26 protein-coding genes are annotated in these 24,083 nt (G+C 68.3%); 18 read left to right on the forward strand and 8 right to left on the reverse strand.

Translation table 11 applies throughout. The features are described 5' to 3' along the window. Positions 1–219: 219 nt before the first annotated feature. Positions 220–1,596 (forward strand): magnesium transporter, encoded by a 1,377-nt coding sequence (gene mgtE / locus ABZV44_RS12325; protein WP_354835112.1) that lies wholly within the window; start codon positions 220–222, stop codon positions 1,594–1,596. Between the two features lie 244 nt (positions 1,597–1,840). Then, a complete protein-coding gene (nrdF, locus tag ABZV44_RS12330; protein ID WP_354835114.1) occupies positions 1,841–2,803 on the forward strand; it encodes a class 1b ribonucleoside-diphosphate reductase subunit beta in 963 nt (320 codons plus the stop codon). Positions 2,804–3,112: 309 nt separating this feature from the next. Here nrdF and ABZV44_RS12335 read toward each other — a convergent pair whose 3' ends face one another. Then, positions 3,113–4,237 carry an ABC transporter substrate-binding protein gene (locus ABZV44_RS12335; RefSeq protein WP_354835116.1) on the reverse strand — a complete coding sequence of 375 codons (1,125 nt, stop codon included), beginning with the start codon at positions 4,235–4,237 and terminating at the stop codon, positions 3,113–3,115. 200 nt (positions 4,238–4,437) lie between these two features. Between ABZV44_RS12335 and ctaD the strand changes: the two genes are divergently transcribed. The 12 genes from ctaD (at position 4,438) to ABZV44_RS12395 (ending at position 16,303) form a co-directional block, all read left to right on the forward strand. Then, positions 4,438–6,174, forward strand: coding sequence for a cytochrome c oxidase subunit I (gene ctaD / locus ABZV44_RS12340; RefSeq protein ID WP_354835118.1), 1,737 nt, complete (start codon positions 4,438–4,440; stop codon positions 6,172–6,174). Between the two features lie 164 nt (positions 6,175–6,338). After that, positions 6,339–6,620 (forward strand): hypothetical protein, encoded by a 282-nt coding sequence (locus ABZV44_RS12345; protein WP_354835120.1) that lies wholly within the window; start codon positions 6,339–6,341, stop codon positions 6,618–6,620. A gap of 132 nt (positions 6,621–6,752) precedes the next feature. After that, entirely contained in the window at positions 6,753–7,712 is a 960-nt protein-coding gene (locus tag ABZV44_RS12350; protein WP_354835122.1) for a nitronate monooxygenase, read from the forward strand. A 180-nt stretch (positions 7,713–7,892) separates the two neighbouring features. After that, positions 7,893–9,122, forward strand: a complete 1,230-nt coding sequence (gene serB, locus ABZV44_RS12355; RefSeq protein WP_354835124.1) for a phosphoserine phosphatase SerB — start codon at positions 7,893–7,895, stop codon at positions 9,120–9,122. Positions 9,123–9,285: 163 nt separating this feature from the next. Continuing rightward, positions 9,286–9,696: a protease inhibitor I42 family protein gene (locus tag ABZV44_RS12360; RefSeq protein WP_354835126.1), complete on the forward strand. Its 411-nt coding sequence runs from the start codon at positions 9,286–9,288 to the stop codon at positions 9,694–9,696. Positions 9,697–9,721: 25 nt separating this feature from the next. Then, entirely contained in the window at positions 9,722–10,465 is a 744-nt protein-coding gene (locus tag ABZV44_RS12365; RefSeq protein ID WP_354835128.1) for a peptidyl-tRNA hydrolase, read from the forward strand. Positions 10,466–10,835: 370 nt separating this feature from the next. Next, the gene (locus ABZV44_RS12370; protein WP_354835130.1) at positions 10,836–11,669 is read left to right on the forward strand and encodes an ABC transporter ATP-binding protein; all 834 of its coding nucleotides are present in this window, start codon (positions 10,836–10,838) and stop codon (positions 11,667–11,669) included. 107 nt (positions 11,670–11,776) lie between these two features. Next, a complete protein-coding gene (locus ABZV44_RS12375; RefSeq protein ID WP_354835132.1) occupies positions 11,777–12,223 on the forward strand; it encodes a hypothetical protein in 447 nt (148 codons plus the stop codon). Positions 12,224–12,316: 93 nt separating this feature from the next. After that, a complete protein-coding gene (locus tag ABZV44_RS12380; protein WP_354835352.1) occupies positions 12,317–13,147 on the forward strand; it encodes an NUDIX hydrolase in 831 nt (276 codons plus the stop codon). Between the two features lie 55 nt (positions 13,148–13,202). Then, a complete protein-coding gene (locus tag ABZV44_RS12385) occupies positions 13,203–13,970 on the forward strand; it encodes an enoyl-CoA hydratase-related protein (RefSeq protein ID WP_354835134.1) in 768 nt (255 codons plus the stop codon). 47 nt (positions 13,971–14,017) lie between these two features. Then, on the forward strand, positions 14,018–14,995 hold the full coding sequence (locus ABZV44_RS12390) for a class I SAM-dependent methyltransferase (protein WP_354835136.1): 978 nt from the start codon (positions 14,018–14,020) through the stop codon (positions 14,993–14,995). An 18-nt stretch (positions 14,996–15,013) separates the two neighbouring features. After that, complete coding sequence (locus ABZV44_RS12395) at positions 15,014–16,303, forward strand: class I SAM-dependent methyltransferase (protein ID WP_354835138.1); 1,290 nt, start codon at positions 15,014–15,016, stop codon at positions 16,301–16,303. Positions 16,304–16,336: 33 nt separating this feature from the next. On the opposite strand, the gene ABZV44_RS12400 is transcribed toward ABZV44_RS12395, so the two are convergent. Further along, the gene (locus ABZV44_RS12400) at positions 16,337–16,735 is read right to left on the reverse strand and encodes a PPOX class F420-dependent oxidoreductase (protein WP_354835140.1); all 399 of its coding nucleotides are present in this window, start codon (positions 16,733–16,735) and stop codon (positions 16,337–16,339) included. Between the two features lie 11 nt (positions 16,736–16,746). Continuing rightward, positions 16,747–17,253, reverse strand: a complete 507-nt coding sequence (locus tag ABZV44_RS12405) for a hypothetical protein (protein ID WP_354835142.1) — start codon at positions 17,251–17,253, stop codon at positions 16,747–16,749. A 126-nt stretch (positions 17,254–17,379) separates the two neighbouring features. Here ABZV44_RS12405 and ABZV44_RS12410 point away from each other — a divergent pair, with 126 nt between their 5' ends. Next, positions 17,380–17,814: a MarR family transcriptional regulator gene (locus ABZV44_RS12410; protein ID WP_354835354.1), complete on the forward strand. Its 435-nt coding sequence runs from the start codon at positions 17,380–17,382 to the stop codon at positions 17,812–17,814. A 3-nt stretch (positions 17,815–17,817) separates the two neighbouring features. Here ABZV44_RS12410 and ABZV44_RS12415 read toward each other — a convergent pair whose 3' ends face one another. After that, positions 17,818–18,279, reverse strand: coding sequence for a MarR family winged helix-turn-helix transcriptional regulator (locus ABZV44_RS12415; RefSeq protein ID WP_354835144.1), 462 nt, complete (start codon positions 18,277–18,279; stop codon positions 17,818–17,820). Positions 18,280–18,347: 68 nt separating this feature from the next. Between ABZV44_RS12415 and ABZV44_RS12420 the strand changes: the two genes are divergently transcribed. After that, the gene (locus ABZV44_RS12420; RefSeq protein WP_354835146.1) at positions 18,348–18,782 is read left to right on the forward strand and encodes a hypothetical protein; all 435 of its coding nucleotides are present in this window, start codon (positions 18,348–18,350) and stop codon (positions 18,780–18,782) included. A gap of 4 nt (positions 18,783–18,786) precedes the next feature. On the opposite strand, the gene ABZV44_RS12425 is transcribed toward ABZV44_RS12420, so the two are convergent. The 4 genes from ABZV44_RS12425 to ABZV44_RS12440 all read right to left on the reverse strand — a co-directional run bounded on the left by ABZV44_RS12425 (position 18,787) and on the right by ABZV44_RS12440 (position 22,608). Further along, the gene (locus ABZV44_RS12425) at positions 18,787–19,563 is read right to left on the reverse strand and encodes a MerR family transcriptional regulator (RefSeq protein WP_354835148.1); all 777 of its coding nucleotides are present in this window, start codon (positions 19,561–19,563) and stop codon (positions 18,787–18,789) included. Positions 19,564–19,577: 14 nt separating this feature from the next. After that, positions 19,578–20,339: an ABC transporter permease gene (locus ABZV44_RS12430; protein WP_354835150.1), complete on the reverse strand. Its 762-nt coding sequence runs from the start codon at positions 20,337–20,339 to the stop codon at positions 19,578–19,580. An 8-nt stretch (positions 20,340–20,347) separates the two neighbouring features. Beyond that, positions 20,348–21,148: an ATP-binding cassette domain-containing protein gene (locus ABZV44_RS12435; protein WP_354835152.1), complete on the reverse strand. Its 801-nt coding sequence runs from the start codon at positions 21,146–21,148 to the stop codon at positions 20,348–20,350. A gap of 122 nt (positions 21,149–21,270) precedes the next feature. Next, a complete protein-coding gene (locus ABZV44_RS12440; protein ID WP_354835154.1) occupies positions 21,271–22,608 on the reverse strand; it encodes a PQQ-binding-like beta-propeller repeat protein in 1,338 nt (445 codons plus the stop codon). 139 nt (positions 22,609–22,747) lie between these two features. Between ABZV44_RS12440 and ABZV44_RS12445 the strand changes: the two genes are divergently transcribed. Together ABZV44_RS12445 and ABZV44_RS12450 are read left to right on the forward strand one after the other, a co-directional pair. Continuing rightward, a complete protein-coding gene (locus ABZV44_RS12445; RefSeq protein ID WP_354835156.1) occupies positions 22,748–23,494 on the forward strand; it encodes an acyltransferase in 747 nt (248 codons plus the stop codon). Positions 23,495–23,526: 32 nt separating this feature from the next. Beyond that, positions 23,527–24,063: a DUF1697 domain-containing protein gene (locus ABZV44_RS12450; protein WP_354835157.1), complete on the forward strand. Its 537-nt coding sequence runs from the start codon at positions 23,527–23,529 to the stop codon at positions 24,061–24,063. The last annotated feature ends 20 nt before the right edge of the window (positions 24,064–24,083 follow it).

Raw genomic sequence — 24,083 nt, forward strand, 5'->3', positions numbered from 1 at the left:
TCGCAGGCAACCCGCTGTATCCTGAACGCGGTTGTTTCTGTCAGCGGCTACCGAGAGGGGGTGAGGTGCATGCGCGGCGAACCTCCCAGTCGAAGGCCGTGTGGCATCGCCCCCCGAATCCGTCCTTAGCTTCGCTGGCGGCGGTGGGTGCGGTGCCCGCGGTGTGCCCCGGTGCCTCCCATCCACTCTCTTACTCGCCGTTCGGCCGAGGACTCCGCCATGACGCAGACCGACCTGCACCCTGTCGTCTCCGATGTGCGCCGCCCCGAAGGGGATTCGCTGTGCGACATCGTCGACCGCCGCCACCTCACCCCCGCCGTGGAGTGGCTCGACAACCACCCGCCGCACGTCATCGCCGAGCAGCTGGCCCGCATGGACGCGGTCACCGCCGGCATGGCCTTCCGGCTGCTCGACAAGGACCGCGCGCTGGCCGTGTTCGAGGAACTCGAGCCCGTCGACCAGCAGCAGATCCTGTCCGGCCTGCGCGATCAGAGCTTCCGGGACCTTGTCGAGGACATGGACCCCGATGACCGCGCCCGCATGCTGCGCGAGGCGCCGGCCAAGGTGGCCAAGAAGGTTCTGGCCGGGCTCAGCCCGCGCGAACGGCGCATGACCGCCACCCTGCTCGGCTACCCGGAGGGGTCGGTCGGGTTCTACATGACGCCGGAAGTCGTTGCGCTGCCGCGGAATCTGCCCGTCACCGAGGCGCTGCAGACCGTCCGGACCAAGGGCGGCACCGCCGAGACCGTCTACACGCTGCCGGTCGTGGACGCGGGCCGCCGCCTGATCGGCGTGGTCGAACTGCGCGATCTGGTGCTCGGCTCACCGGACGCCATGATCGCGGATCTGGTTGTGGCCGAACCGGTCTCGGTGCGCGCCACCGACTCGGCGGAGCGGGCGGCCCGACTCATGCAGGGCGCCAACCTGATCAACCTGCCGGTGGTGGACAGCGAGGACCGCCTGGTGGGCCTGCTCACCATCGACGACGCCGTCGAGGTCATCGAGGCCGCCGACTCCGAGGACATGGCCCGGCAGGCCGGCACCACCCCGTGGTCCGGGCACTACATGGCCGCGGGCGTGTTCCAGCTGGCCCGCTACCGCGCCCTGTGGCTGATGCTGCTGCTGGTCGCCGCGACCCTGACCGTCACCGTCACCAACTTCTTCGAGCCGACCCTCGAACAGGCCGCGCACCTGGCGCTGTTCATCCCCCTGCTCATCGGATCCGGCGGCAATGCGGGTGCCCAGGCCGCGACCACCTGCGTGCGCGCGCTCGCGGTCGGTGAGGTCCGGGTCTCGGACCTGTTCGCCGTGATCTGGCGGGAATGCCGGGTCGGGCTGCTGCTGGGCTGCATGCTGGCCGCGGTCGGCATGGTGATCGGCACGCTGTTCGTGGGCGTGAAGATCGCCGTGGTGGTGGGCATCGCGCTGGTGATCATCTGCGCCTGGGCGGCGACCATCGGCGGAACCATGCCGCTGCTGGCCAAGAAACTGCGCATCGACCCGGCCGTCATCTCCGCGCCCATGGTGACCACGCTGGTGGACGCGACGGGGCTGGTCATCTATTTCACGACCGCGAAAGTAGTACTGGGCATCTGATCGGCAAACTTGGGGCTGGTTCGGACACGCCGACCCCGGATCGCTGTGACGGATTGCACCGCTGTAATTTTCTGCAGTCGGTGGCGTGCTTGCCCATCCCCTTCTCGCATCCTCGCAGGACAGCGCGAGGACACGTGATGACACAACTTCTTGTGCTGCATGGGGATGTCACCTACCAGTAGTAGTGTTCAGGGTAAGGGAATTCCGCAGGGTCCGGTGAGCTGAGAAGGGTGTGTGAGCGGGCGTGAAACTGATCGATCGGGTGACGGCGATCAACTGGAACCGCGTGCAGGACGAGAAGGATGCCGAGGTCTGGGATCGGCTCACCGGCAACTTCTGGTTGCCGGAAAAGGTCCCGGTCTCCAATGACATCCCGTCCTGGAACACGTTGACCGCCAATGAGAAGCAACTCACCATGCGGGTCTTCACCGGCCTCACCCTGCTCGACACCATCCAGGGCACGGTCGGCGCGGTCAGCCTCATCCCCGACGCGCTGACCCCGCACGAGGAGGCGGTGCTCACCAATATCGCCTTCATGGAGTCGGTGCACGCCAAGAGCTACAGCTCGATCTTCTCCACGCTGTGCTCGACCCGCGAGATCGACGAGGCCTTCCGCTGGTCCGAGGAGAACCGGAACCTGCAGCGCAAGGCCGAGATCGTGCTGGAGTACTACAACGGCGAGGACCCGCTCAAGCGCAAGGTCGCCTCCACCCTGCTGGAGTCGTTCCTCTTCTACTCCGGCTTCTACCTGCCCATGCACTGGTCCTCGCGGGCCAAGCTCACCAACACCGCCGACATGATCCGCCTGATCATTCGCGACGAGGCCGTGCACGGCTACTACATCGGCTATAAGTACCAGAAGGGCCTCGAGCTGGTCTCCGAGGCCGAGCGCGAGGAGCTCAAGGCCTACACCTTCGAGCTGCTGTTCGAGCTGTATGAGAACGAGGTCGAGTACACCCAGGACCTCTACGACGAGGTCGGCCTCACCGAGGACGTCAAGAAGTTCCTGCGCTACAACGCCAACAAGGCCCTGATGAACCTCGGCTACGAGGGTCTGTTCCCCAAGGACGAGTGCGACGTCAATCCGGCCATCCTCTCGGCGCTTTCGCCCAACGCCGACGAGAACCACGACTTCTTCTCCGGCTCCGGCTCCAGCTACGTCATCGGCAAGGCCGTCAACACCGAAGACGAGGACTGGGAGTTCTGACAAGTCGCGGCGCTCGACCCGATGACGCGGGGAAGTCGCCACCCGGCCGAGCGCCGAACGCGAAGTTCACCAGCGAGATCGTGAACTTTTCGTGATCACGGGTGTTCCCCACAGTCAGACATGGCAAACGGCCCCGAGCATAGATTCGCTCGGGGCCGTTTGCCGACCGCAGCAACTGATTTCGCAACGGTCGGGGTAACTCACCGGGTACGACCAGAATCGGTTTGCTCCCCAACCGCCGGCACGCGTGCCCAACGCTTGACGGCTCTCTGCCGCGCGCTGAAGGTCCGGGGAGGCGGGGGAGCGCGCTCAGTCGGTGACGTATCCGTTGAGGTTGTTGCGGACGTCGTCGAGCAGCGCCCGGGCGGCGGTGATGCCGCTGCCGTGCCAGATGGTGTCGTCGACGGCGAACTCGCGGCGGTCGCTCACGGCGGCGAGCTGTTTCCAGTTGTCGCCCTTCATGATCGACTTGCCGTAGTCGAGGCCCTCCTTGCCGTCGAACATGAGGAAGATGAGGTCGCCCTCGATCCGGTTGCGGGCGTCCTGGCTGCTCAGGCTGGTCACGTCGAAGGAGTCCCCGCGCTGCGGCTGCGGCCGCTGCACGCCCGCGTCACCCAGCACCTGCGCGGCGAAGCTGTTGCCGCCCTGCACCTGAATGGCATTGGGCTCGAAGCGGATCACCGACGCCTGGGTGAGGGCGGCATTGGCGGCCACGCCCGCGTCCTTGGCGGCCGTGCGGTAGTCGTCGAGCGCCTTGACCCCGGCGGTCTTGCGGTCCATGGCCTCCGCGAAACCGGTGAAGGTGGCCTGCCAGCCGTTCTCCGCACCGACCAGCACCGTCGGGGCGATGCCCTTCAGTGCGTCGTAGTGCGAGCTGTCGGAGGCCGGGCCGATGATCAGATCCGGCTTCAGCTCCGCGATCTTCGCCGGATCCGGATTGCCCGCCGGGCCGACCGAGGGAATATCGATGACGCCGGTGCCCAGGTAACCGGGCTGCGGCGCGGGACCGGCCAGCGTGGTCGCGCCGACCACGCGCTCCCACAGCCCCAGCGCGCAGGTGGCGTCCAGGGCGGATGTGGAGAGCACCACGATGCGCTTGGGATCGGCCGGCACCTCCGAGGTGCCCGCGGCATGGGCGACGGTCTTCGTGCCCGCGGCCGAGTCCGGGCCGGACGGCAGCGGGCACGCCTTGGAGGTGTCGCGCTCGATCCCGACCACGCCCGCACCCGCGATATTCGTGGTGGTGCGCACGATCGAGGCGGAGTTGTCATCGGTCTTGCCGCATCCCGCGACCAGACCCAGTGTCAGCAGCGTGGCCGCCGAGACCAATCCCACACTCCGCAAATGCCGCAAGGATCGCCAATGGGGAGCGACCAGGGGAGAGAAGGTGGAGGCGAACGTGTTTCGGGTGGAAGCGGACTCGCGCACCGGCATGCGGGGCAGCCTACAGCCGTGCCCGGCGACTCCCAATTACGACACCGGCGCCGCCGAAATACGACACAGAGTAGGACCCGGAGCGAGCGCTGCCGGAACACGGTTTACGATCTGTCACAGCGCAAGCCACCGTCGTTCGTCATGTGCCGAACCGGACGCCGGAAGCAGCGTACGAACGATGGCATACCTGTGGAGGTTTCGTGACTGCCGTAGAACCGCGGCCGGCCAGCCTTGTGGAGGCGGCTCGGCCCTATCCTCAAAGGACGGGTCCGAAGGGATCGTTCATCTACAAGATGGTCACCACGACGGACCCGAAGGTTCTCGGCGTCATGTACCTGGTGACGGCCATGTCCTTCTTCATGGTCGGCGGCATCATGGCGCTGCTCATGCGCGCCGAACTGGCCCGCCCGGGCATGCAGTTCCTGTCGCCGGAGCAGTTCAACCAGCTGTTCACCATGCACGGCACGATCATGCTGCTCTTCTACGCGACCGCGATCGTGTTCGGCTTCGCCAACATCATCCTGCCGCTGCAGATCGGCGCCCCTGACGTCGCCTTCCCGCGTCTGAACGCGTTCAGCTACTGGCTGTACCTGTTCGGCGGCACCATGGCGACCGCCGGCTTCATCACCCCCGGTGGCGCGGCCGACTTCGGCTGGACCGCCTACGCCCCGCTGTCGGACATCGTCCACTCCCCGGGCGTCGGCGGCGACCTGTGGATCCTGGGTCTGGCCGTCTCCGGTCTGGGCACCATCCTCGGTGGCGTCAACATGCTCACCACCGTGGTCTGCCTGCGCTGCCCGGGTATGACCATGTTCCGGATGCCGATCTTCACCTGGAACATCGCCGTCACCTCGGTGCTGGTGCTGCTGGCCTTCCCGCTGCTCACCGCGGCCCTGTTCGGCCTGGCCTACGACCGTCACCTGGGCGGCCACATCTACGACCCGGCCAACGGCGGCGTGCTGCTCTACCAGCACCTGTTCTGGTACTTCGGCCACCCCGAGGTGTACATCATCGCGCTGCCGTTCTTCGGCATCGTGTCGGAGATCTTCCCGGTCTTCAGCCGTAAGCCGATCTTCGGTTACACCACGCTGGTCTACGCGACGCTGGGTATCGCGGCGCTGTCCATCGCGGTGTGGGCGCACCACATGTACGCCACCGGTGCCGTGCTGCTGCCGTACTTCTCCTTCATGACCTTCCTCATCGCGGTTCCGACCGGTGTGAAGTTCTTCAACTGGATCGGCACCATGTGGCGCGGTCAGCTCACCTTCGAGACCCCGATGCTCTGGTCGGTCGGCTTCCTGGTGACCTTCCTCTTCGGTGGTCTGTCGGGTGTCATCCTGGCCTCGCCGCCGCTGGACTTCCACGTGTCCGACACCTACTTCGTGGTCGCGCACTTCCACTACGTGCTCTTCGGCACCATCGTGTTCGCCACCTTCGCGGGCATCTACTTCTGGTTCCCGAAGATGACCGGCCGCATGATGGACGAGCGCCTGGGCAAGTGGCACTTCTGGGCCACCTTCGTCGGCTTCCACACCACGTTCCTGGTGCAGCACTGGCTGGGCAACATGGGTATGCCGCGTCGCTACGCCGACTACCTGCCCTCGGACGGCTTCACCACGCTGAACACCATCTCCACGATCGGTGCCTTCATCCTGGGTTCGTCGATGCTGCCGTTCATCTGGAACGTCTTCAAGTCCTACCGCTACGGCGAGGTCGTGACCGTGGACGACCCGTGGGGCTACGGCAACTCCCTCGAATGGGCGACCTCCTGCCCGCCGCCGCGGCACAACTTCTACGAGCTGCCGCGCATCCGCTCCGAGCGTCCCGCGTTCGAGCTGCACTACCCGCACATGGTCGAGCGCATGCGCGCCGAGGCCCATGTCGGCTGGGGCTCCAAGTCCCACACCGTCAAGGAGCTGGAGAAGGTTTCCAGCTAGTCTCGACACCTGAACACCGACGCGGCACCCGTCTGAGGACGGGTGCCGCGCTGTTTTCGGAGAGGGAGGGCCGACCCGACCTCGGGTGTCCCGCACTCGTGTATCTCCCGCTCGTAAGCTCGTCCGGTTCCCGTCAGACGCACGCACTGTGCAACAGTTGTCATGTGCATGATTCAGTGGCTCGACGGCGGCCGGGAACCAGCGCGACCGCGCGCCGCGACGTCGGACATCTGGCCGACTTCACCGCGACCCCGCGAATGCTGTTCATCGCGGCCCTCGCCGTCCCCATCGGAGCGCTCGGCGGCTGCGCGGCCTGGGCGCTCTCCCGTCTCATCGCGCTGATCACCAATCTGGTCTGGTACCAACGGCTCAGCGCCGATCCGGTGTCCGCCGGCGCGACGCACCACAATCCGCTGCTGATTCTCGGCGCACGGCCGGGCTCGTGACCACCACGAGGAGCATGCCGCCCAGCGCATTCTGCGCCTGCCGACGATCCGGCCCTCCCGCGTCGAGGCCGGCGCGACGGCCTGGCGCCATGCGCGATGTGTTGCTATTGGCTGATGGAGGATCCGGGAGCGATGTCGGAAACGGGACTGTCCACCGAGTGGTCGCGTGCGCTGGGGCTGCGGCTGCCGGTGGTGAACGCGCCGATGGGCGGGGTTGCCGGTGGCAGGCTGGCGGCGGCGGTCGCGGCGGCCGGTGGCCTGGGCATGATCGGGATGGGGAGCGCGGGCTCGGTGGAGGCCCTCGAGCGGGAACTGCCGCATGTCGCCGACGCTGCCGGTCCGGTCGGGATCGGTCTGGTGGATTGGGTGACGGCCGCCCGTCCCGGGCTGTTCGAGCTCGCCCTCTCGGCCGCACCCGCGCTGCTGTCGGTGAGCTTCGGGTCCGACCTGTCGTGGGCCGATCGGGCTCGCGCCGCCGGAATCCGCACGGCGACACAGGTTTACACCGTCGACGATGCCCGGCGTGCGCACGATGCCGGTATCGATGTCCTGGTGGCACGCGGTCTGGAGGGTGGTGGGCACGGCGCTCCCGAACTGGCGACGCTGCCGCTGCTGGAGGCCGTGCTCGACGCGGTGCCGGGTCCGGTGCTGGCCGCCGGTGGAATCGGGTCGGCGCGCGGGGTCGCCGCGATGCTGGCCGCCGGAGCCTCGGGAGTGTGGCTGGGGACCGCCCTGGCCGCCTGTACCGAATCGCTGCTGTCGCCGGGCGGCCGCCGGGCACTGCTCGCGGCCGAGGACACCGACACCATCGTGACGCGGACCTTCGACGTGGGCATGGAACTGCCCTGGCCGCAACGCTTTCCGGCCCGGGTGTTGCGCAACGACTTCACCGCCCGCTGGCACGACCACCTCGGCGAGCTGGCCGGTGACACCGCCGCGCGGTCCGAGCTGACCGCCGCCAATACCGCCGACGACCCGCGTATCGCCCCGGTCGATGCCGGGCAGGGCGTCGGCCTGGTCACCACGGTGCGCCCGGTCGCCGACGTACTGACCGAAATGTGTTCGGGCGCGGCACGCCTGCTCGGTCGCTGACGCACCGGCTCTCGGTCGGCGGTCGCCCTGACCTCCGATGGCCCGGTCGCTGACCTCGGGCAGCGTGATGCCCGCCACCGTCGGCGGCGGTCGGCGCGGTCCCGTTCGCGCCGACCTGACAGAATGAGCTGCCGCCGCATGCCGGGCGGGACAGGCAGTCGCATGGAACGGAGTTATCGATTGAGCGCGTCTGACACGACGGTTCTGGTCACGGTCACCGGACCCGACAAGCCGGGCGTCACATCGGTACTGCTGGCCGCCCTGGCCAATAGCGCGGTCAGTCTGCTGGATGTGGAGCAGGTCGTGATTCGCGGCCGGCTCACCCTGGGCGTGCTGGTGTCGTGTCCCACCGATCCCGAAGCGCTGCAGGATCAGCTCGAGGACGCCATGGCGTCCATCGGCATGGATGTCGATGTGGAGATCGGGGCGAGCGCCGTCTCGGGCGCCAAGCTGTCCACCCACGCGGTCGTGGTGCTGGGTTCGCCGGTCACCGCCCGCGCCTTCAGCGCCATCGCGCGCAAGCTGGCCGCGCAGCGGGTGAACATCGACTCGATTCGCGGCATCGCCGACTATCCGGTCACCGGCCTGGAACTCATGGTCACCGTCCCCACCGCCGACGCGGACGCCGAGACCGAGCTGCGCACCGCGCTGGCCACGGTGGCCGCCAAGGAGAGCGTGGACGTCGCCGTCGAGAAGGCGGGCCTGGCGCGACGGGCCAAGCGGCTCATCGTGTTCGACGTGGACTCCACCCTGATCCAGGGCGAGGTCATCGAGATGCTGGCCGCGCACGCCGGTGTCGAGGAGGAAGTCCGCAAGGTCACCGAGGCGGCCATGCGCGGCGAGATCGACTTCTCCGAATCCCTGCGTCAGCGGGTGGCGACGCTGGCCGGGCTGGACGCCTCGGTCATCGACGAGGTCGCCGAGCGGATCGAGCTCACCCCCGGCGCCCGCACCACCATTCGCACCCTGCGCCGCCTGGGTTTCCGCTGCGGCGTGGTGTCCGGCGGTTTCCGTCAGGTCATCGAGCCGCTGGCGCACGAACTGGAACTGGACTTCGTGCAGGCCAACACCCTCGAGATCCGCGACGGCAAGCTGACCGGCGCGGTGGTCGGGGAGATCGTGGACCGGGAGGCGAAAGCCGTTGCGCTGCGCCGATTCGCGGCCGAGACCGGGGTGGCCATGGATCAGACCGTCGCGGTCGGCGACGGCGCCAATGACATCGACATGCTCAATGCCGCCGGGCTGGGCATCGCGTTCAATGCCAAGCCCGCGCTGCGCGAGGTCGCCGACGCGGCGCTGTCGCATCCGTTCCTGGACGCGGTGCTGTTCATCCTGGGCGTCACCCGCGACGAGGTCGAGGCGGCCGATGCCCGCGACGGCGGCATCCGCCGGGTGCCGCTGCCGCGCTGAGGCGTAAGGGTCCTGCCGCGCTGAGGCGTGTGGGTCCTGCCGCGCTGAGGCGTATGGGTCCTGCCGCGCTGAGGCCGGCAACGCGTCCAATCCGGTTGCGGCACTCGCAGCTCCGCTCTCGGTACCGTGGTCGGGGAGTCCGGTCACGACCGAAGGAGAGTCCGTGCGCGTGCGTATGCCGCTGGCAGTGGTGATGGCCGCGCTGGCGCTGGCCGGCTGCGGCAATTCGACCTCGTCCGAGCACGAGCCGGTGCGAGTCGGCGCCGACTCCGACGGCAAGGACGTGAGTCTCGCGGTCGGCCAGGGACTGATCGTCACCCTCGAGGCCAACCCGACCACCGGATACGCCTGGATGCTGGGCGGTCTGGATCAGAACGTGGTGAAGCAGAACGGCTCGCCGGAATACGAACCGGACCCGAATCCGGACGGCAAGGTCGGGGTCGGCGGTCGATCGGTGTCGAATTTCGTGGCGGTCGCTGCGGGTTCCACCCGATTGCGCCTGGAATACAAGCGAGCCTGGGAACAGGGTGTGGAGCCGGCCGAGAGCTTCACCCTGAACCTGACGGTTCATTAGCCCGAACAGTTGTGTAGGAGTGGTTGTGTCGAGCGTCGGATCCACCATCGATGCCGGTTTCGTGGCCAGGCACGCGGAATTGGCGCGCGGATATGGCGGCGGAGGCGATCCGGCGGACCCGGCGCTCGTGCAGGCCATGCAGATGGTGCTGCACATTCCGAAGAACGATCCACCGGCGCGCAGCGCACTTCTGGCAGCCGCCGCTTCGGCGGTGGTGGCGCTGTGTCTCGACGAGCGGGTCGGGCCCGATGGGGAGTGGGAGGAGCGCTATCTGACCTGGAAACGCTCGCGTATTCGCAAGGTGGCGCGGCGGGCGCGCGGGGCGCAGTGGCTGGCGGCGCAGGAAGTCGACGGTGTCACAGTCGATTTCGCGGGTGCGCAGGCGCGGGCACTGGTGCCGGGACCGGTCGGCGAGGTGGATCCGCGCATCCGGCGCCTCCAGATCAGCGGCACCGAGCTGCCCGTCGCGGAGGAGATCGCAATCGATCCGGAATCTCCGGTGCTATGGGTGAACGCGGAACTGGGTATGACTGTAGGGAAGGCCGCGGCACAGGTAGGGCATGCCAGTATGTTGCTGGCAGGCGCTCTGCCGGCGCAGCGGGCGTATGCGTGGGCCGCACAGGGATTCCGGTGCACCGTCGCGGAGGCCGATCCGGGCCGCTGGGCGGAGTTGCAGCGGCGGGTGGCCGAGGGCAGCGCGGTGGCGGTGCGCGATGCCGGTTTCACCGAGGTGGCACCGGGGTCGACGACCGTGATCGCGGTGGCTTAGTGCGGATGTCGCACTAGCGAAACCGGATGGTCGGCGCACTGACCTATATGGGCAGTGCATATCGACTTCCCCGGACGGGTCGGCAAGGATCGATTCACGTTTCCTCGAAAGGAAACCACCGAAATGACAACACTGCTGGTTGTTCTCATCGTGTGGGCGGCGCTCTCGGTCCCGGCGGCACTCATTCTGGCGCGCATGTTCCGGTCCACCCGGGCGGATGCGCGGGACCGCGGGTTGGCGGACCCGGAGCGCGAACCATCGGAATTCGATGGTGGCGCACACGAAATCGCTTATCGCCATCGCAATTCCCGGGAGGACACGCACCGAGTTTTCCCACCACGTTGACGAGCGTCCCGGGTGGTGGGCCAAGATGGACCCCGTGCCGCAACCGGATCCCGATCTGCTCATCGATTTCAGCGACGTCACCGTCCGACGTTCCGGACATACCCTGGTCGGTCCGGTCACCTGGCAGGTGGAATTGGACGAGCGCTGGGTCGTGCTCGGCCCCAACGGCGCCGGCAAGACCTCGCTGCTGCGCATGGCCGCCGCCGAGATGCACCCCACCTCCGGGGTCGCCAACCTGCTCGGCGAGACCCTGGGCCGGGTCGACATCAACGAGCTGCGCCCGCGCATCGGCCTGTCCTCGGCCGCCATCGCCAGCCGGGTGCCGCTCGACGAGAAGGTCGCCGACCTGGTGGTCTCGGCCGGCTACGCGGTGATGGGCCGCTGGCGGGAGAGCTACGACGACATGGACACCGACCGGGCCGTCGACATTCTGGAAAGCCTGGGCGCGGAACACCTTTCCGATCGCGCCTACGGGACGCTGTCGGAGGGGGAGCGCAAGCGGGTGCTCATCGCCCGGGCGCTCATGACCGATCCGGAACTGCTGCTGCTCGACGAACCGGCCGCCGGACTGGATCTGGGCGGGCGTGAGGAGCTGGTCGAGCGGTTGGGCGATCTGGCCGCCGATCCGGACGCGCCCGCCACCGTGCTGGTCACCCACCACGTGGAGGAGATTCCGCCGGGCTTCACCCACGGCATGCTCCTCAATGAGGGCAGTGTGGTCGCGCAGGGTCTGCTCACCGATGTGCTGACCTCCGAGAACCTGAGTGACGCGTTCCGCCAGTCGATTCAGCTGGACCGTATCGAGGGGCGCTACTTCGCGCGCCGCAGCCAGCGCTTCGGGCGGCACCGCAACCGCTGAAAGCTGCCTCCCGCAACCTGTCTCGCGAACCGCGGCGCGCTGCGATTGCATCCGCCGCCACCGCCGGGCAAACTGTCCGCAACTGACGCGGATGGAGGGAGCTGGCTGTGGGCCGGAACATCGGCGCCATCACGATTCTGGCCATCGCGGTCGTCGCCACCGGCTGCGTGGCCGATCCACCGGCCGCCCAGCGGGTTTCGAATTCGCACGCCGCGGAGACCCTGGGCCGGGCCACGGTCCCGTCGGACCTGAACGGTAGAACGGTGCAGCTCAGCTATGACAGCGGAGCGGGCGGCACCATTGTCTTCTCGGCGGACGGGCGCACCCTGACCGCTATCGCCGCCGATACCGGAAGCCGGTCGAGCGCGCCGGTCGCGGTTGCGTCCATCGCGGCTGGCATCTTCCTGGTTACCTGGACCGACGACACCGGCGCGGTGATCAGCCAGGTGCAGGACTATCGCAATGGCAAGGTGGAGGGCACCTGGACCCGCCGCGATGACGCCGGTCGGGCCGTCATCGAAACCCGCACCGGATCAGTCCGTGTGACCGACTGACCATCAGTCCATGTGACCGAGTGACCGGCGAACCCGCAGCGCGTGTATCGCTTAGCCGGGGCAACGGTTATGGTGCGAAAGGTGAGCGAAGCAATGGCCCAGTCCGAATCCCAGCCCGCGGCCCCGCCCGTCAAGGACGCGTCCACGGTCATGCTGGTGCGCGACGGTGCGCACGGGCCCGAGGTGTTCCTGCAGCGTCGAGTGGGTGGCATGGCCTTCGCGGCCGGCATGACCGTCTTCCCCGGCGGCGGCGTCGACCCGTCCGACGCGTCCATCGCACTGGACTGGGCCGGACCCGAACCCGCCTGGTGGGCCGAGCGATTCGGCATCGACGCCGGCCGTGCCCAGGCGCTGGTCTGCGCGGCGGTGCGCGAGACCTTCGAGGAGTGCGGGGTGCTGCTGGCGGGACCGACCGCCGACAGCGTCGTCAGCGACACCGCGGTCTACGCCGAAGCGCGCGGGCAGCTGGAACGCCGCGAGCTGTCCTTCGCCGAATTCCTCACCCGCGAGAACCTGGTGCTGCGCGCCGACCTGCTGCGCCCGTGGGACAACTGGATCACCCCGGTGATCGAGCCGCGCCGCTACGACACCCGCTTCTTCGTCGCGGTGCTGCCGGAGGGTCAGCTCGCCGACGGCGCCACCTCCGAGGCCGAGGTGGTCGCCTGGTGCACCCCCGCCGAGGCCATCGGCCGCTGGCGCGAGGGCGTGGACGTGCTGCTGCCGCCGACCTGGACCCAGCTCGCGGCGCTGAACGAATTCGCCTCCACCGCCGAGATTCTCGCGGCCGGCCGGGACATCACTCCGATCATGCCGGTGTACGACCCGTCGGGCGGCGGTCCGGCGCTGGCGTTCCCGCACGCCGACCGCTACTTCGCCGAGCTGCCCGACAATTCGCGTATCCGCGGTTCGCAGCGACCCGAGTAGCGCCCGCCCGGGCGGGGCGTCCCGGTGCCGGGGGCTCGAAGTAGGGTGATCGGCTGTGGCCGAATTCGTGACCGTGGACCGGGGTGTGGCGGAGCATGTCGCCGTGCTCCGCATCGCACGCCCGCCGATGAATCTGATCGATCTCCAGGTGGCGCTGGAGGTGGCGGCGGCCGCCGAGGAGATCGCGGCCGACGCGTCGATCGCGGCCGTGGTGGTCTACGGCGACGAGCGGGTGTTCTCCGCCGGTGACGAACTGGCCGAACTGGCCCGGCTCACCCCCGAGCAGGCGCAGGCCATGGCCGGAGATTTCCAGTCGGCGCTGGGCTGCCTGGCCCGGCTGCCGCAGCCGACCGTGGCCGCCATCAGCGGATACGCCCTCGGCGCTGGGCTGGAGCTGGCCCTGGCCGCGGACCGACGCGTCATCGGCGACAACGTGAAACTGGGCCTGCCGCAGATCAAGGCCGGGCTGATCCCGCTGGCCGGTATCCGCCGGTTGAGCCTGCTGATCGGTCCCTCGCACGCCAAGGACCTGGTGTACAGCGGCCGGTTCGTGGATCCGGAGGAGGCCGCGGCGCTCGGGCTGGTCGACGAGGTGGTCGCGCCCGACGACGTCTTCGCCGCCGCCCTGCGGTGGGCGAAGCAGTTCACCGATGGTCCGCGCGCGGCCCTGGGCGCTGCCAAGCGGGTGTTCGAGGCGGGCACGCACGGCCACGATCGCGCGCGTCGCGAGTGGGCGGATCTGTTCGGCACCGCAGATCAGCAGGTTGGAACACGTTCTTATTTGGTCGACGGTCCGGATGCGGCCCGGTTCACCGGCCGTTAAGCAGCCCGATAACACCGTTCACCGGGGTATTCATTAGGCTGCCCTGCATGACAGTTGGTCCTGAAGACCCCGCGCCGAACCCGCACGCCACCGAGGCGGAGGTCCAGGCCGCGTATAGCGACAACAAGCTCGCCCAGGTCCTTTATCACGACTGGGAAGCCGAGACCTACGACGACAAGTGGTCCATCTCCTACGACGAACGCTGCATCGAGTACGCGCGCGGCCGCTTCGACGCCGTCGCCCCGAGTGCCGAGCTGCCCTACGACCGGGCCCTCGAGCTCGGCTGCGGCACCGGCTTCTTCCTGCTGAACCTGATGCAGGCGGGCGTCGCCAAGCGCGGCTCGGTCACCGATCTGTCCCCGGGCATGGTCAAGGTCGCCACCCGCAATGGCCAGAACCTGGGTCTGGACGTGGACGGCCGGGTCGCCGACGCCGAGACCATCCCCTACGAGGACGACACCTTCGACCTCGTCGTGGGCCACGCCGTGCTGCACCACATCCCGGATGTGGAGCTGGCGCTCAAGGAGTGCCTGCGTGTGCTGAAGCCGGGCGGCCGGTTCGTGTTCGCGGGTGAGCCGACCACCATCGGCAATCTCTACGCCCGCAAGCTGGGCCAGATCACCTGGAAGATCACCACCGAGATCACCAAGCTGCCGTTCCTCAGCGACTGGCGTCGCCCGCAGGAGGAGCTCGACGAGTCCTCCCGCGCCGCCGCCCTCGAGGCCGTCGTCGACCTGCACACCTTCGACCCGTCCGACCTCGAGCGCATGGCCCGCAGCGCCGGCGCCGTCGAGGTGCAGGCCAAGACCGAGGAATTCGCCGCCGCCCTGTGGGGCTGGCCGGTGCGCACCTTCGAGGCCGCCGTCCCGGACGAGAAGCTGACCTGGCGCTACCGCATGGCCCAGTACAAGGCGTGGCTGGCGTTCTCGGCCCTCGACGAGAAGGTGCTGCGCCACGTGGTGCCCCGCCAGTTCTTCTACAACGCCATGATCACTGGCGTGAAGCCCGGCGCCTCCGCCAAGTAGGCCGGTCCACGAATCCCCGTGGGCTACGCCTTCTCTCGCGCTGACATCGCCTACCTCGCCAGTCCGGCCGGCGCGGCCGCCCTGGCCGAGGTAGGCGATTTCGCGCTCACCCCCGCCTCGCTCCTCAAGGACCTGGAGCGCCTCCGCCGCGACCACGGCGACCACGCCCCCGCCCTCGTGGAGACGGTCCGCCTGCGCCGCCGCGCGACAGCGAAACTCGACGGCGCGGGGGAGTGGCTCTTCACCGACGACGCCCTCCAGCAGGCCACCCCGTCGGCCGTAGCTCGCCACCGCGCCCAGCGCTTGGCAGGCCGCACGGTCCACGATGTCACCTGCTCCATCGGCGCGGAATTGGCCGCCCTGGCCGAGGTCTGCCCCGCCGTGATCGGCAGCGACCTCGACGACGTACGTCTCGCGATGGCTCGGCACAATCTCGGTGTGCCGCTGGTGAATTCCCGCTCGGAGGGCGATGCGATCCAGCACGGGGATGCAAACGTTGCCGAGCGGGGGCGTGGCGTCTCGTCGACGATCGGCAGCGTATCCACTGCGGCGCTCGCCGGGGCGAGAGCGCGAAATGTGGTGCTGGTCAAGGCGGATGCGCTGGTGCCGTGCAGTACCGCTGAGGTCGTGATCGCCGATCCGGCGCGGCGGGCGGATGGGCGGCGGACGCATGATCCGGCGAAGCTGCAGCCGCCGCTGCCGGATCTGCTCGCGGCGTATGCCGGGCGGGAGCTGGCCGTGAAGTGCGCTCCCGGACTGGATTTCGACAAGCTCGGGTGGGCCGGGGAGATCGAAGTCGTCTCGCTCGACGGGGCGGTGCGGGAAGCCTGCCTGTGGTCACCGGGTTTGGCGGAGCCGGGCGTGACCCGTCGTGCGACCGTGCTCTCGTCCACTGCACCCCCCTGGACACTCACCGATGCCGACCCGGACGATATCCCCGAGCGTGAGCCGGGGCAGTGGATCATCGACCCGGACGGGGCGGTCGTCCGTGCGGGGCTGGTGCGGCACTACGCCGCGAAACACGGGCTGTGGCAGCTGGATCCGCGCATCGCGTACCTGACCGGTGACCGGGTTCCGGAGGGTGTGCGGGGGTTCCGGGTGCTGGACCGCATGGAATTCCGGGAGAAGCCGCTACGGGCGGAATTGCATCGGCGCGACTGCGGTCCGCTGGAGATCCTCGCGCGCGGTGTCGATATCGATCCGGATGCGCTCCGTGCCCGGCTCAAACCGCGAGGCTCCCAGCCACATACGCTGGTCGTCACCCGGATCGGCCGGGCGGCAACGGTTTTTCTCTGCGCCACGCCCTGACGCGGCGTCTCCGCCCCGGTAGCTCGCGCTGTTTCAGCCCTGATAGCTGACGTGGGTGGGCCGCATGACGAGGACGACTCGGTGCGGATGGTCGCCGACGGGCTTGTCGTAGGCCAGGCCGTACCGCTGCGCCAGGACGTCGAAGAACTCGCCCTCGGGGTCGGTGTCGATGCGCTCGATGACGCCGCGCACCTCGAGGTAGCGGTAGGGAGCCTCGGGATCATTGATGCTCACCGCCACGTGCGGGTCGCGAGAGGTATTGCGGTGCTTGGCGCGAGTGGTGGTCGTGGTGAAGCGCAGGAACTCACCGTCCCAGATCTGCCAGACCGGGGTGACCTGCGGGGTGCCGTCCGGATTGCGGGTGGCCAGGTGCGCGAACAGCGGGCGGGTCAGCAGGTCGGTGTACTTCTCGGGAATGACGGGGTGGGTCACGGTGTGCTCCTTCAGAGTTGGGAGATCTCGACGATGCGGAAGCCGGCGGGGACGCCGTTGCCGTAGGGGCCGTTCTTGTCGAACTGGGAGACCGTGACCAGCGCGTGGCCGCCGGTGTGCACGATCGAGGTGGGGATGTCGAGTGCGGGATCGGTGACGCGGTGCTGCAGTTCGGCTTTCGCGCCGTCGTCGCCGAGCCGCCAGCGGGACACGGCGTTCCCCTTGTTGTGCACCACCCACAGGGTGTCGCCGCGCAGTTCCAGGCCGTCGCCGTCGACCGCGTCGCCGCCGGTGCGCTCGACCCGTCGCACGGTCGGCTGCGGTCCGGTCGAGACCCGGTAGAGGTCGCCGCTGGTCATGTCGACCACGATCAGATACCGGCCCGCGTCGCCAGCGGCAATGCCGGTGACGGTGGTGATGCGGTCGGGTGCCGCGTCGCCGGTGCTGCACGCCGCCGACGCCAGCAGCAGCGCCGCCGTCACCGCGGGCGCGGCCCAGCGGCGAATCGGGTGGGACATGGTTCGTACCTTTCGCTCCCGGGGGATAGAGATGACATCTGAGTGCGAGAGCGAAGATAGATTAGAACTCTAATGATCGTCAAGATTCGAATAACTGCATGAGCTATCATTCCGGGGGTGACGTCGATGCCGGTCGAAGAACGCCTGGGGACCTTCATCAAGCGCGCTGAGCAGGCGCTGATGGGTGCGAAGAACGCCGCCCTCAAACCCGCGGGCGTGACGATTCCGCAGTACGCGGCCCTCTACGTGCTGAGTGAGAACCCGGGCATTTCGGCGGCCGAGCTGGCCCGGCGCTGCGGCGTCACGCCGCCCACCATGAACACGGTGCTCACCAATCTGCGCGAGCGCGGCCTCATCGAGCGCACGCCGCACGCCTGGCACCGCAATGTGCTCGAGACCCGGCTCACCGAGGAAGGCCGCACCATCATGCACGCCGCCGACAAGCGGGCGGTCCCGGTCGAACGCGCGCTGGCCGCGGAGTTCACCGATGCCGAGCGCGAGGCGCTCATGTCCATGCTCGAGCGTGCGGCCACCCTGCTCGATTCGGTGCGGCCGGACTGATCGCTAACGGTCGCTGACGGCGCCGAAGTCGGCGACGAATCTGGTGAGCAGCCGAGCGAATTCGGTGCGGTCGCGCTCGCCCCAGGCCGCGGTCGCCTCGGCGAAGACGGCCTGGCGGTTGGCGTGGGCGCGGTTCAGTGCGGTCTGCGCGGCCGGCGTCAGCTGCAGGTGGATGCGGCGCGCATCGTGCTGGTCGGCACGGCGTTCCAGCAGGCCCTCGGTGACCGCACGCGCCACCAGGCGGCTGGCGCGGGGCTGATCCACGCCCAGCGCGGTCGCGATGTCGGTGACGGTGGCCTCCCCGTCACGCGCCTCGACCGCGTCGAGCACGCCGAAGAGGGTCGGATCGACGGCCGGTCCGCCCCCGCGGGCCGCGAATCTACTGAGCGCACGCCGGGTCTGGCTGCGCCGGATGGCCACCATGGCGCGCTCGATGGCGACGATCGCGGGGTCGTTGTCCTTCACCCTTGCCATCGTACAATTACTTGCTAAAGTACATGTATATGTAATGTGACAACTGATTGGAGACAGCCATGACCGACACCCCGAAGCCGATCGGCTACTGGTTCAAGCACATCGACAAGACCCTCGAAGGGAACTTCGCCGCCCTGCTCGCCACCGAGGGCCTGCTGCGCCGCCACTGGCAGATCATGCACACCCTCTCCGGTGGCGCACTCGACGCGACCGCGCTCGATGTGGCCCTCTCGCCGTTCCTGAACGCCCAGGACCCTACGGCCGCACCATATGTCGGCACACTGCTCGACCGCGGCTGGGTCGTTCGCGATGCCATGGGTACCTACGCCCTCACCCTCGACGGCATCGGCGCGCACGCGAAACTGCTGGAGCGCATCGGGATTCAACGCACGGCGGTGACCGAGGGCCTCAGCGCCGACGACTACCGCACGCTGCTCGATCTGCTGCAGCGCGTCTCGGCGAACGTCGACGCGTTCGCGCTGACCCTGCGGTAGCGGTTCACGACCGAGGCGGCACCCGCTCGACCCGGGTCCAGCCCTTCCAACCCCGCTCCGACAGGATCGCCATGAGCCGCTCGGCGACCGGCGAGGTCTCGAGCATGGTCGTGTCCATCAGGTCGACGAAATGATCGTCCATCAGGTCGCTGAATCGGCCGCCGCCCCCGGCGGCCGTCGTCGCGTGAATCATCAAGCGCTCCAGGATGTCCGCGACCTCGACGATCCGCGGGTCCTCGACCGTCCAGTCGAGCGCGCCACTCAGGAGCTGGTAGAGCCGCACCATGTCGGGGTTGTTCAGCTCCTCGTGCTTCTTGGCGATCACGGCGTCGATCAGATCGGGTACCTGAGCGGCGATCATGATCCAACCGTCCCGCTCCAGCTCGATATACCGCTCCTCGACCCCGAGACCCCGCAGCCGATCGAGGTAATCGACCACGCGCTGCGGCAATGCCAGCTGCTCCCCGGCGGCCAGCTTGGCCAGCCGCTGCCGGGTCTCTTGCAACCGCCGGATCTCGGCGCGTAACTCCTTGTCGATCGCCCGGACCCCTTCGGCGAACTCCTCCGGGTCGGCGTCGAGCAGTTCCTGCACGCGCGCCAGCGGCACCCCCGAGGCGGCGAGGGTGTGGATCCGGATCAGCCGCACCACCGCCGCCGCGTCGTAGGTGCGGTAGCCGGAGTGGTCGCGCTCCGGCTCCGGCAGCAGCCCGATCCGGTGGTAGTGGCGGACCGCCCGCACTGTCACCCCCGCGTAGGCGGCCAGCCTGCTGATGGTGAGCATGGCTTCAGCCTGTCTCAGGCGATCTTCCGGCGGTAGGTGACCATCGCGAATCCATAGGCCACGGCCAGGATTCCGGCGCACCAGGCGAGCGCCGTCCAGGCACTGTCGCCGACCGGCTGCTGGGCGAACAGAGCGCGGATCGTATTCACGATCGACGTCACCGGCTGGTGCTCGGCGAACCAGCGCACCGGCCCGGGCATACCCGCGGTGGGCACGAACGCCGAGCTCACGAACGGCAGGAAGATGAGCGGGTAGGAGAACGCGCCCGCACCCTCGACCGACCCTGCCGACAGGCCGGGGATCACCGCGAGCCAGGTCAACGCCAGGGTGAACAGGATCAGAATCCCGGCGACCGCGAGCCACGCCGCCACTCCGGCGCCCGAGCGGAAACCCATGAGCAGCGCCACGCCCACCACGATCACGAGCGAGATCAGGTTGGCGATCAGCGAAGTCAGCACATGCGCCCACAGCACGCCCGACCGGGCGATCGGCATCGATTGGAAGCGTTCGAAGATCCCGCTCTTGATGTCCATGAACAGCCGGAACGCGGTGTAGGAGATGCCCGATGCGATCGTGATGAGCAGGATGCCGGGCAGCATGTAGTCGACGTATTTTTCCGAGCCCGTGTTGATCGCGCCGCCGAACACATAGACGAACAGCAGCATCATGGCGATCGGCACGATCGCGGTGGTGATGATGGTGTCGGGGCTGCGGGTGACATGCCGCAGGGTCCGGCCCGTGAGTGCGGCGGTGTCGCCGAAGAAGTTGGAAGGCATCGTCTTTCCTAAGGGTTTGTGCCGGCGACGTCGCTGGTGGCATCGTCGCCGATGATGGCGAGGAAGATCTGCTCGAGCGTCGGCCGCTTCTCGACGTACTCCACGGTGGCGGGCGGGAGCAGTCGCTCGAGTTCCGCGAGGGTGCCGTCGGCGATGATCCGGCCCCGGTGCAGGATCGCGATTCGGTCGGCCAATTGTTCTGCCTCGTCGAGGTATTGGGTGGTGAGCAGTACCGTCGTGCCGTGGCCGGCGAGCTCCTCGACCGTTTGCCACACTTCGAGGCGTGCCTCGGGATCGAGTCCGGTCGTCGGCTCGTCGAGGAAGATCACCGGCGGATTCCCGATGAGGCTCATGGCGATATCCAGGCGGCGGCGCATCCCACCCGAATAGGTGGACACCTTCCGCGCGCCGGCGTCGGTCAGTGAGAAGCGCTCGAGCAGGTCATCCGCGATCGCGCCCGGCTGCGCGAGGTGGCGCAGTCTGGCGACGAGGACGAGATTCTCCCGCCCGCTGAGGATCTCGTCGACGGCCGCGAACTGCCCGGTGAGGCTGAAGGATTCGCGCACGTCGGCCGGTTGCGTGGCGACGTCGAATCCGTTGACCACGATCGTTCCCGCATCGGCCTTCAGTAGCGTGGCCAGGATCCGCACGGTGGTGGTCTTGCCCGACCCGTTGGAGCCGAGCAGCGCGAAGATGCTGCCCCGCTCCACATCGAAGTCCACACCGCGCAGCACTTCGAGCTGTCCGTACGACTTCTCGAGACCCCGCACCCGGATCGCCGGGGCGGTGATCGGTTCGGCCGTTGTCATCGTTCTTCTCCATCCCGGAGCTGGTCCGGTCGGTCCGGGAGGCTCCTGGCACCAGGATGGAGGGTTGACCCCGCGTCAGGGTCAAGCCGGACACGGTGTCAATTCTCGGGTTCGAAGCGGCGTCACTTCTCGGGTTTGAAGACGAACAGCTCGCCGATGCGGGTGGTCACCACGACCTCGCCTTGATCGCCCACGGCGGTGGCCACGGTCGTGCCCTCCGCGCCGGGCAGCTCGTTCGACTGCACCGTGGCGCCGGTCTTCGTGTCGAAGGTGACCAGCGTCAGTTTGTCGCCGATCGGCGCGACCGTGTACCCGGTCCCGCCCGCCGTCTGCACCGGCCGCCCGCGCAGCTCCAGATCCTTACGCTCCCAAGCGATCTCGGCGCTGTTCCCCCTGTCGCGCAGCGCGACCAGATGCCCCTCGTCGCCGGCGGGGACCAGCAGTCCGTCGGCCACCGAGATGCCGCCGCGCGCCGGGAAACCCAGATCCTGCACCCATTTGGTGTGCCCGGTGGCGGCGTCCACGGCCATCAGCCGGTTGGTGTTGTCGCCGACGTACACCGTGGACCCGTCGGCCGACAGCGCCGGGCTGGTGGCGCTGCCCTGTTCGAGCAGCTGCGCGGTCCAGTCGACGTGAACGTCCTTGCCGCCGTAGGTGAGTGCGATCAGTGCGGCCGCCTTGTCGCCCGGCTTCCACACCGTCGCGTAGAACCGCCCCGACTTCTGGTCCACCGCCGACACATTCGCGATCGGGCACTGCGGCCCGCCGGTCGCGCAGTCCTCCAGGCCCTGCCGGTCCGGCGGCCGGCTCAGCGACGGGTTGGTCAGGAAGTCGGGCTCGCCGAGCAGCTGGAAGGTGGACACCTGCCGATCGCCGGTCTGCCGGCTGAGCACGTCCACCTGCCCGGACTGGGTCACCGACAGGACATTTCCGTCACCGGTGAACTGCACCGACACCGGTGTCCCGGCGGCCTGGGTGCGCCAGCGCGGCTGCCCGAGATTGTTGAAGGAGTTCACCGCGCCGTCGTCGCCGACATACACATTGCCGATGCCGTCCACCGCGGAGCCGCCGTCGACGGCGCTGGGGCCCATCGGATTGCAGAACCGCTTGCGCCCGGTCGGCATCTGGAACGAGGCAATACTGCAGGCATTGGCGCGGGTGGTGACGTACAGCTGCCCGTCGCCGCCGATGGTCACCGGCTGTGCGACCGGACCGCCCACGGGCCGAGACCAATTCAGCGCCAGCTTCCGCGACCCGGTGACCGGACTCGACCCGCTGTTGTGCGCGTCGTGGAAGGCCAGCGGCCACCCCTTGCCCGGGCCTACGCCGATATCGTCGACCTTGGTGCTGCCGTACGCGCACGCGGTCAGCGTGAACAGCCCGGTGCTCGCCAGGGCCAGCACCTTCGCCCCGGTGCGGGTGCGTCGTTCACGTCCGGTCCGCCGCCTGCCGTTTCGCACCTGCTGGTGTCCCTTCTGCCAGTACGGAAGTCTGTAGTTTCTCGCCGGGCCGCTACAGCCGGAGCACAGCCTACTTTCACGCCCTGTGAAGGGGGCGGATACCCTCGTTGAAACGACCGGTGAACACAGGGAGTAGTTCGTGACGAGCATGTGGGGCGCACCGTTGCGCTCGCGTTGGCGGGGGTCGCGCCGCCGTGATCCGGAGCAGGCGCGTTTCCTCACCCCTGCGTCCCTCAAGTGGGTTCTCGCCAATCGCGCCTACACGCCCTGGTATCTGGTGCGCTACTACCGGCTGTTCAAGTTCAAGATGGCCAATCCGCACGTGGTGTTGCGCGGCATGGTCTTCCTGGGCCGCAGGGTCGAAATCCACGCCACCCCGGAACTGGGCCGGCTGGAGATCGGCCGCTGGGTGCACATCGGCGACGGTAATGCCATTCGCTGCCACGAGGGTTCGCTGCGGATCGGCGACAAGGTGGTGTTCGGCAAGGACAATGTCGTCAACACCTACCTCGATATCGAGATCGGCGAATCCACCCTGGTCGCCGACTGGTGCTACATCTGCGACTTCGACCATGTCACCGACGACATCAACCTGCCCATCAAGGACCAGGGCATCGTGAAGTCCCCGGTGCGCATCGGCCCCGACACCTGGATCGCCGCCAAGGTCACCGTGCTGCGCTCCACCCGGGTCGGCCGCGGCTGCGTGCTGGGCGCGCACGCCGTCGTCAAGGGCGACTACCCCGACTACTCCATCTGCGTCGGCGCTCCCGCCCGGGCGGTCAAGAACCGCAAGGACACCTGGGACGCCGCTGCCGAGGCCCGTGCCGCCCACATGGCGGCGCTCGCCGACATCGAACGCAAGAAGAGCGGCATCGCCGCGTCCTGACGCTGTCACCCCGCGCAGGTAGGTTCACGGCCATGCACCAGTACGCCGCCTTCCTGCGCGGGATCATGCCGACCAACCCCAACATGCGCGGCGAGAAACTGCGCGGTGTATTCGAGGGTCTCGGGTTCGCAAAAGTGAGCACCTTGCTGGCCAGCGGCAATGTGGTCTTCCGGTCCGACGACACGAACGTGCCCGCCCTGGAATCGAAGATCCAGCAGGCCTTGACCGCCGAACTGGGCATCCCCGGCGGCACCCTGATCCGCAGCCGCGCCCAACTCCAGGCGCTGGTCGACTCCGATCCCTTCGCGGGCCTCGCCCACGGCCGCGAAACCTATCTGACGGTCACCTTCGTCCGTGAGCACCCGAAGTCCATCCCCGACTTCCCCGAGGATTCCCCGGTCCGCGTCGTCCGCTACGACAAGCCCGCCGCCGCACTGCTCACCGTCATCGACAACACCGACCCCAGCACCACCGGCTTCATGGCCACCATCGAGAAGGCCTGGGGCAAGGACATGACCACCCGCACCTACCTCACCGTCCAGAAGGCCCTGAAAAAGATGGATGCCTGACCGCGTGCGGTCAGGCATCC

Origin of the sequence: Nocardia sp. NPDC004860, assembly GCF_040609015.1 — a bacterium.
GTDB lineage: Bacteria > Actinomycetota > Actinomycetes > Mycobacteriales > Mycobacteriaceae > Nocardia.

Bases quoted from the DNA above. Each gene is read 5' to 3' on its own strand.
- mgtE (WP_354835112.1), top strand. From the start codon at position 220: ATGACGCAGACCGACCTGCACCCTGTCGTCTCCGATGTGCGCCGCCCC.
- ABZV44_RS12335 (WP_354835116.1), bottom strand. From the start codon at position 4,237: ATGCCGGTGCGCGAGTCCGCTTCCACCCGAAACACGTTCGCCTCCACC.
- ABZV44_RS12350 (WP_354835122.1), top strand. From the start codon at position 6,753: ATGTCGGAAACGGGACTGTCCACCGAGTGGTCGCGTGCGCTGGGGCTG.
- ABZV44_RS12370 (WP_354835130.1), top strand. From the start codon at position 10,836: ATGGACCCCGTGCCGCAACCGGATCCCGATCTGCTCATCGATTTCAGC.
- ABZV44_RS12380 (WP_354835352.1), top strand. From the start codon at position 12,317: ATGGCCCAGTCCGAATCCCAGCCCGCGGCCCCGCCCGTCAAGGACGCG.
- ABZV44_RS12390 (WP_354835136.1), top strand. From the start codon at position 14,018: ATGACAGTTGGTCCTGAAGACCCCGCGCCGAACCCGCACGCCACCGAG.
- ABZV44_RS12405 (WP_354835142.1), bottom strand. From the start codon at position 17,253: ATGTCCCACCCGATTCGCCGCTGGGCCGCGCCCGCGGTGACGGCGGCG.
- ABZV44_RS12410 (WP_354835354.1), top strand. From the start codon at position 17,380: ATGCCGGTCGAAGAACGCCTGGGGACCTTCATCAAGCGCGCTGAGCAG.
- ABZV44_RS12420 (WP_354835146.1), top strand. From the start codon at position 18,348: ATGACCGACACCCCGAAGCCGATCGGCTACTGGTTCAAGCACATCGAC.
- ABZV44_RS12425 (WP_354835148.1), bottom strand. From the start codon at position 19,563: ATGCTCACCATCAGCAGGCTGGCCGCCTACGCGGGGGTGACAGTGCGG.
- ABZV44_RS12430 (WP_354835150.1), bottom strand. From the start codon at position 20,339: ATGCCTTCCAACTTCTTCGGCGACACCGCCGCACTCACGGGCCGGACC.
- ABZV44_RS12435 (WP_354835152.1), bottom strand. From the start codon at position 21,148: ATGACAACGGCCGAACCGATCACCGCCCCGGCGATCCGGGTGCGGGGT.
- ABZV44_RS12450 (WP_354835157.1), top strand. From the start codon at position 23,527: ATGCACCAGTACGCCGCCTTCCTGCGCGGGATCATGCCGACCAACCCC.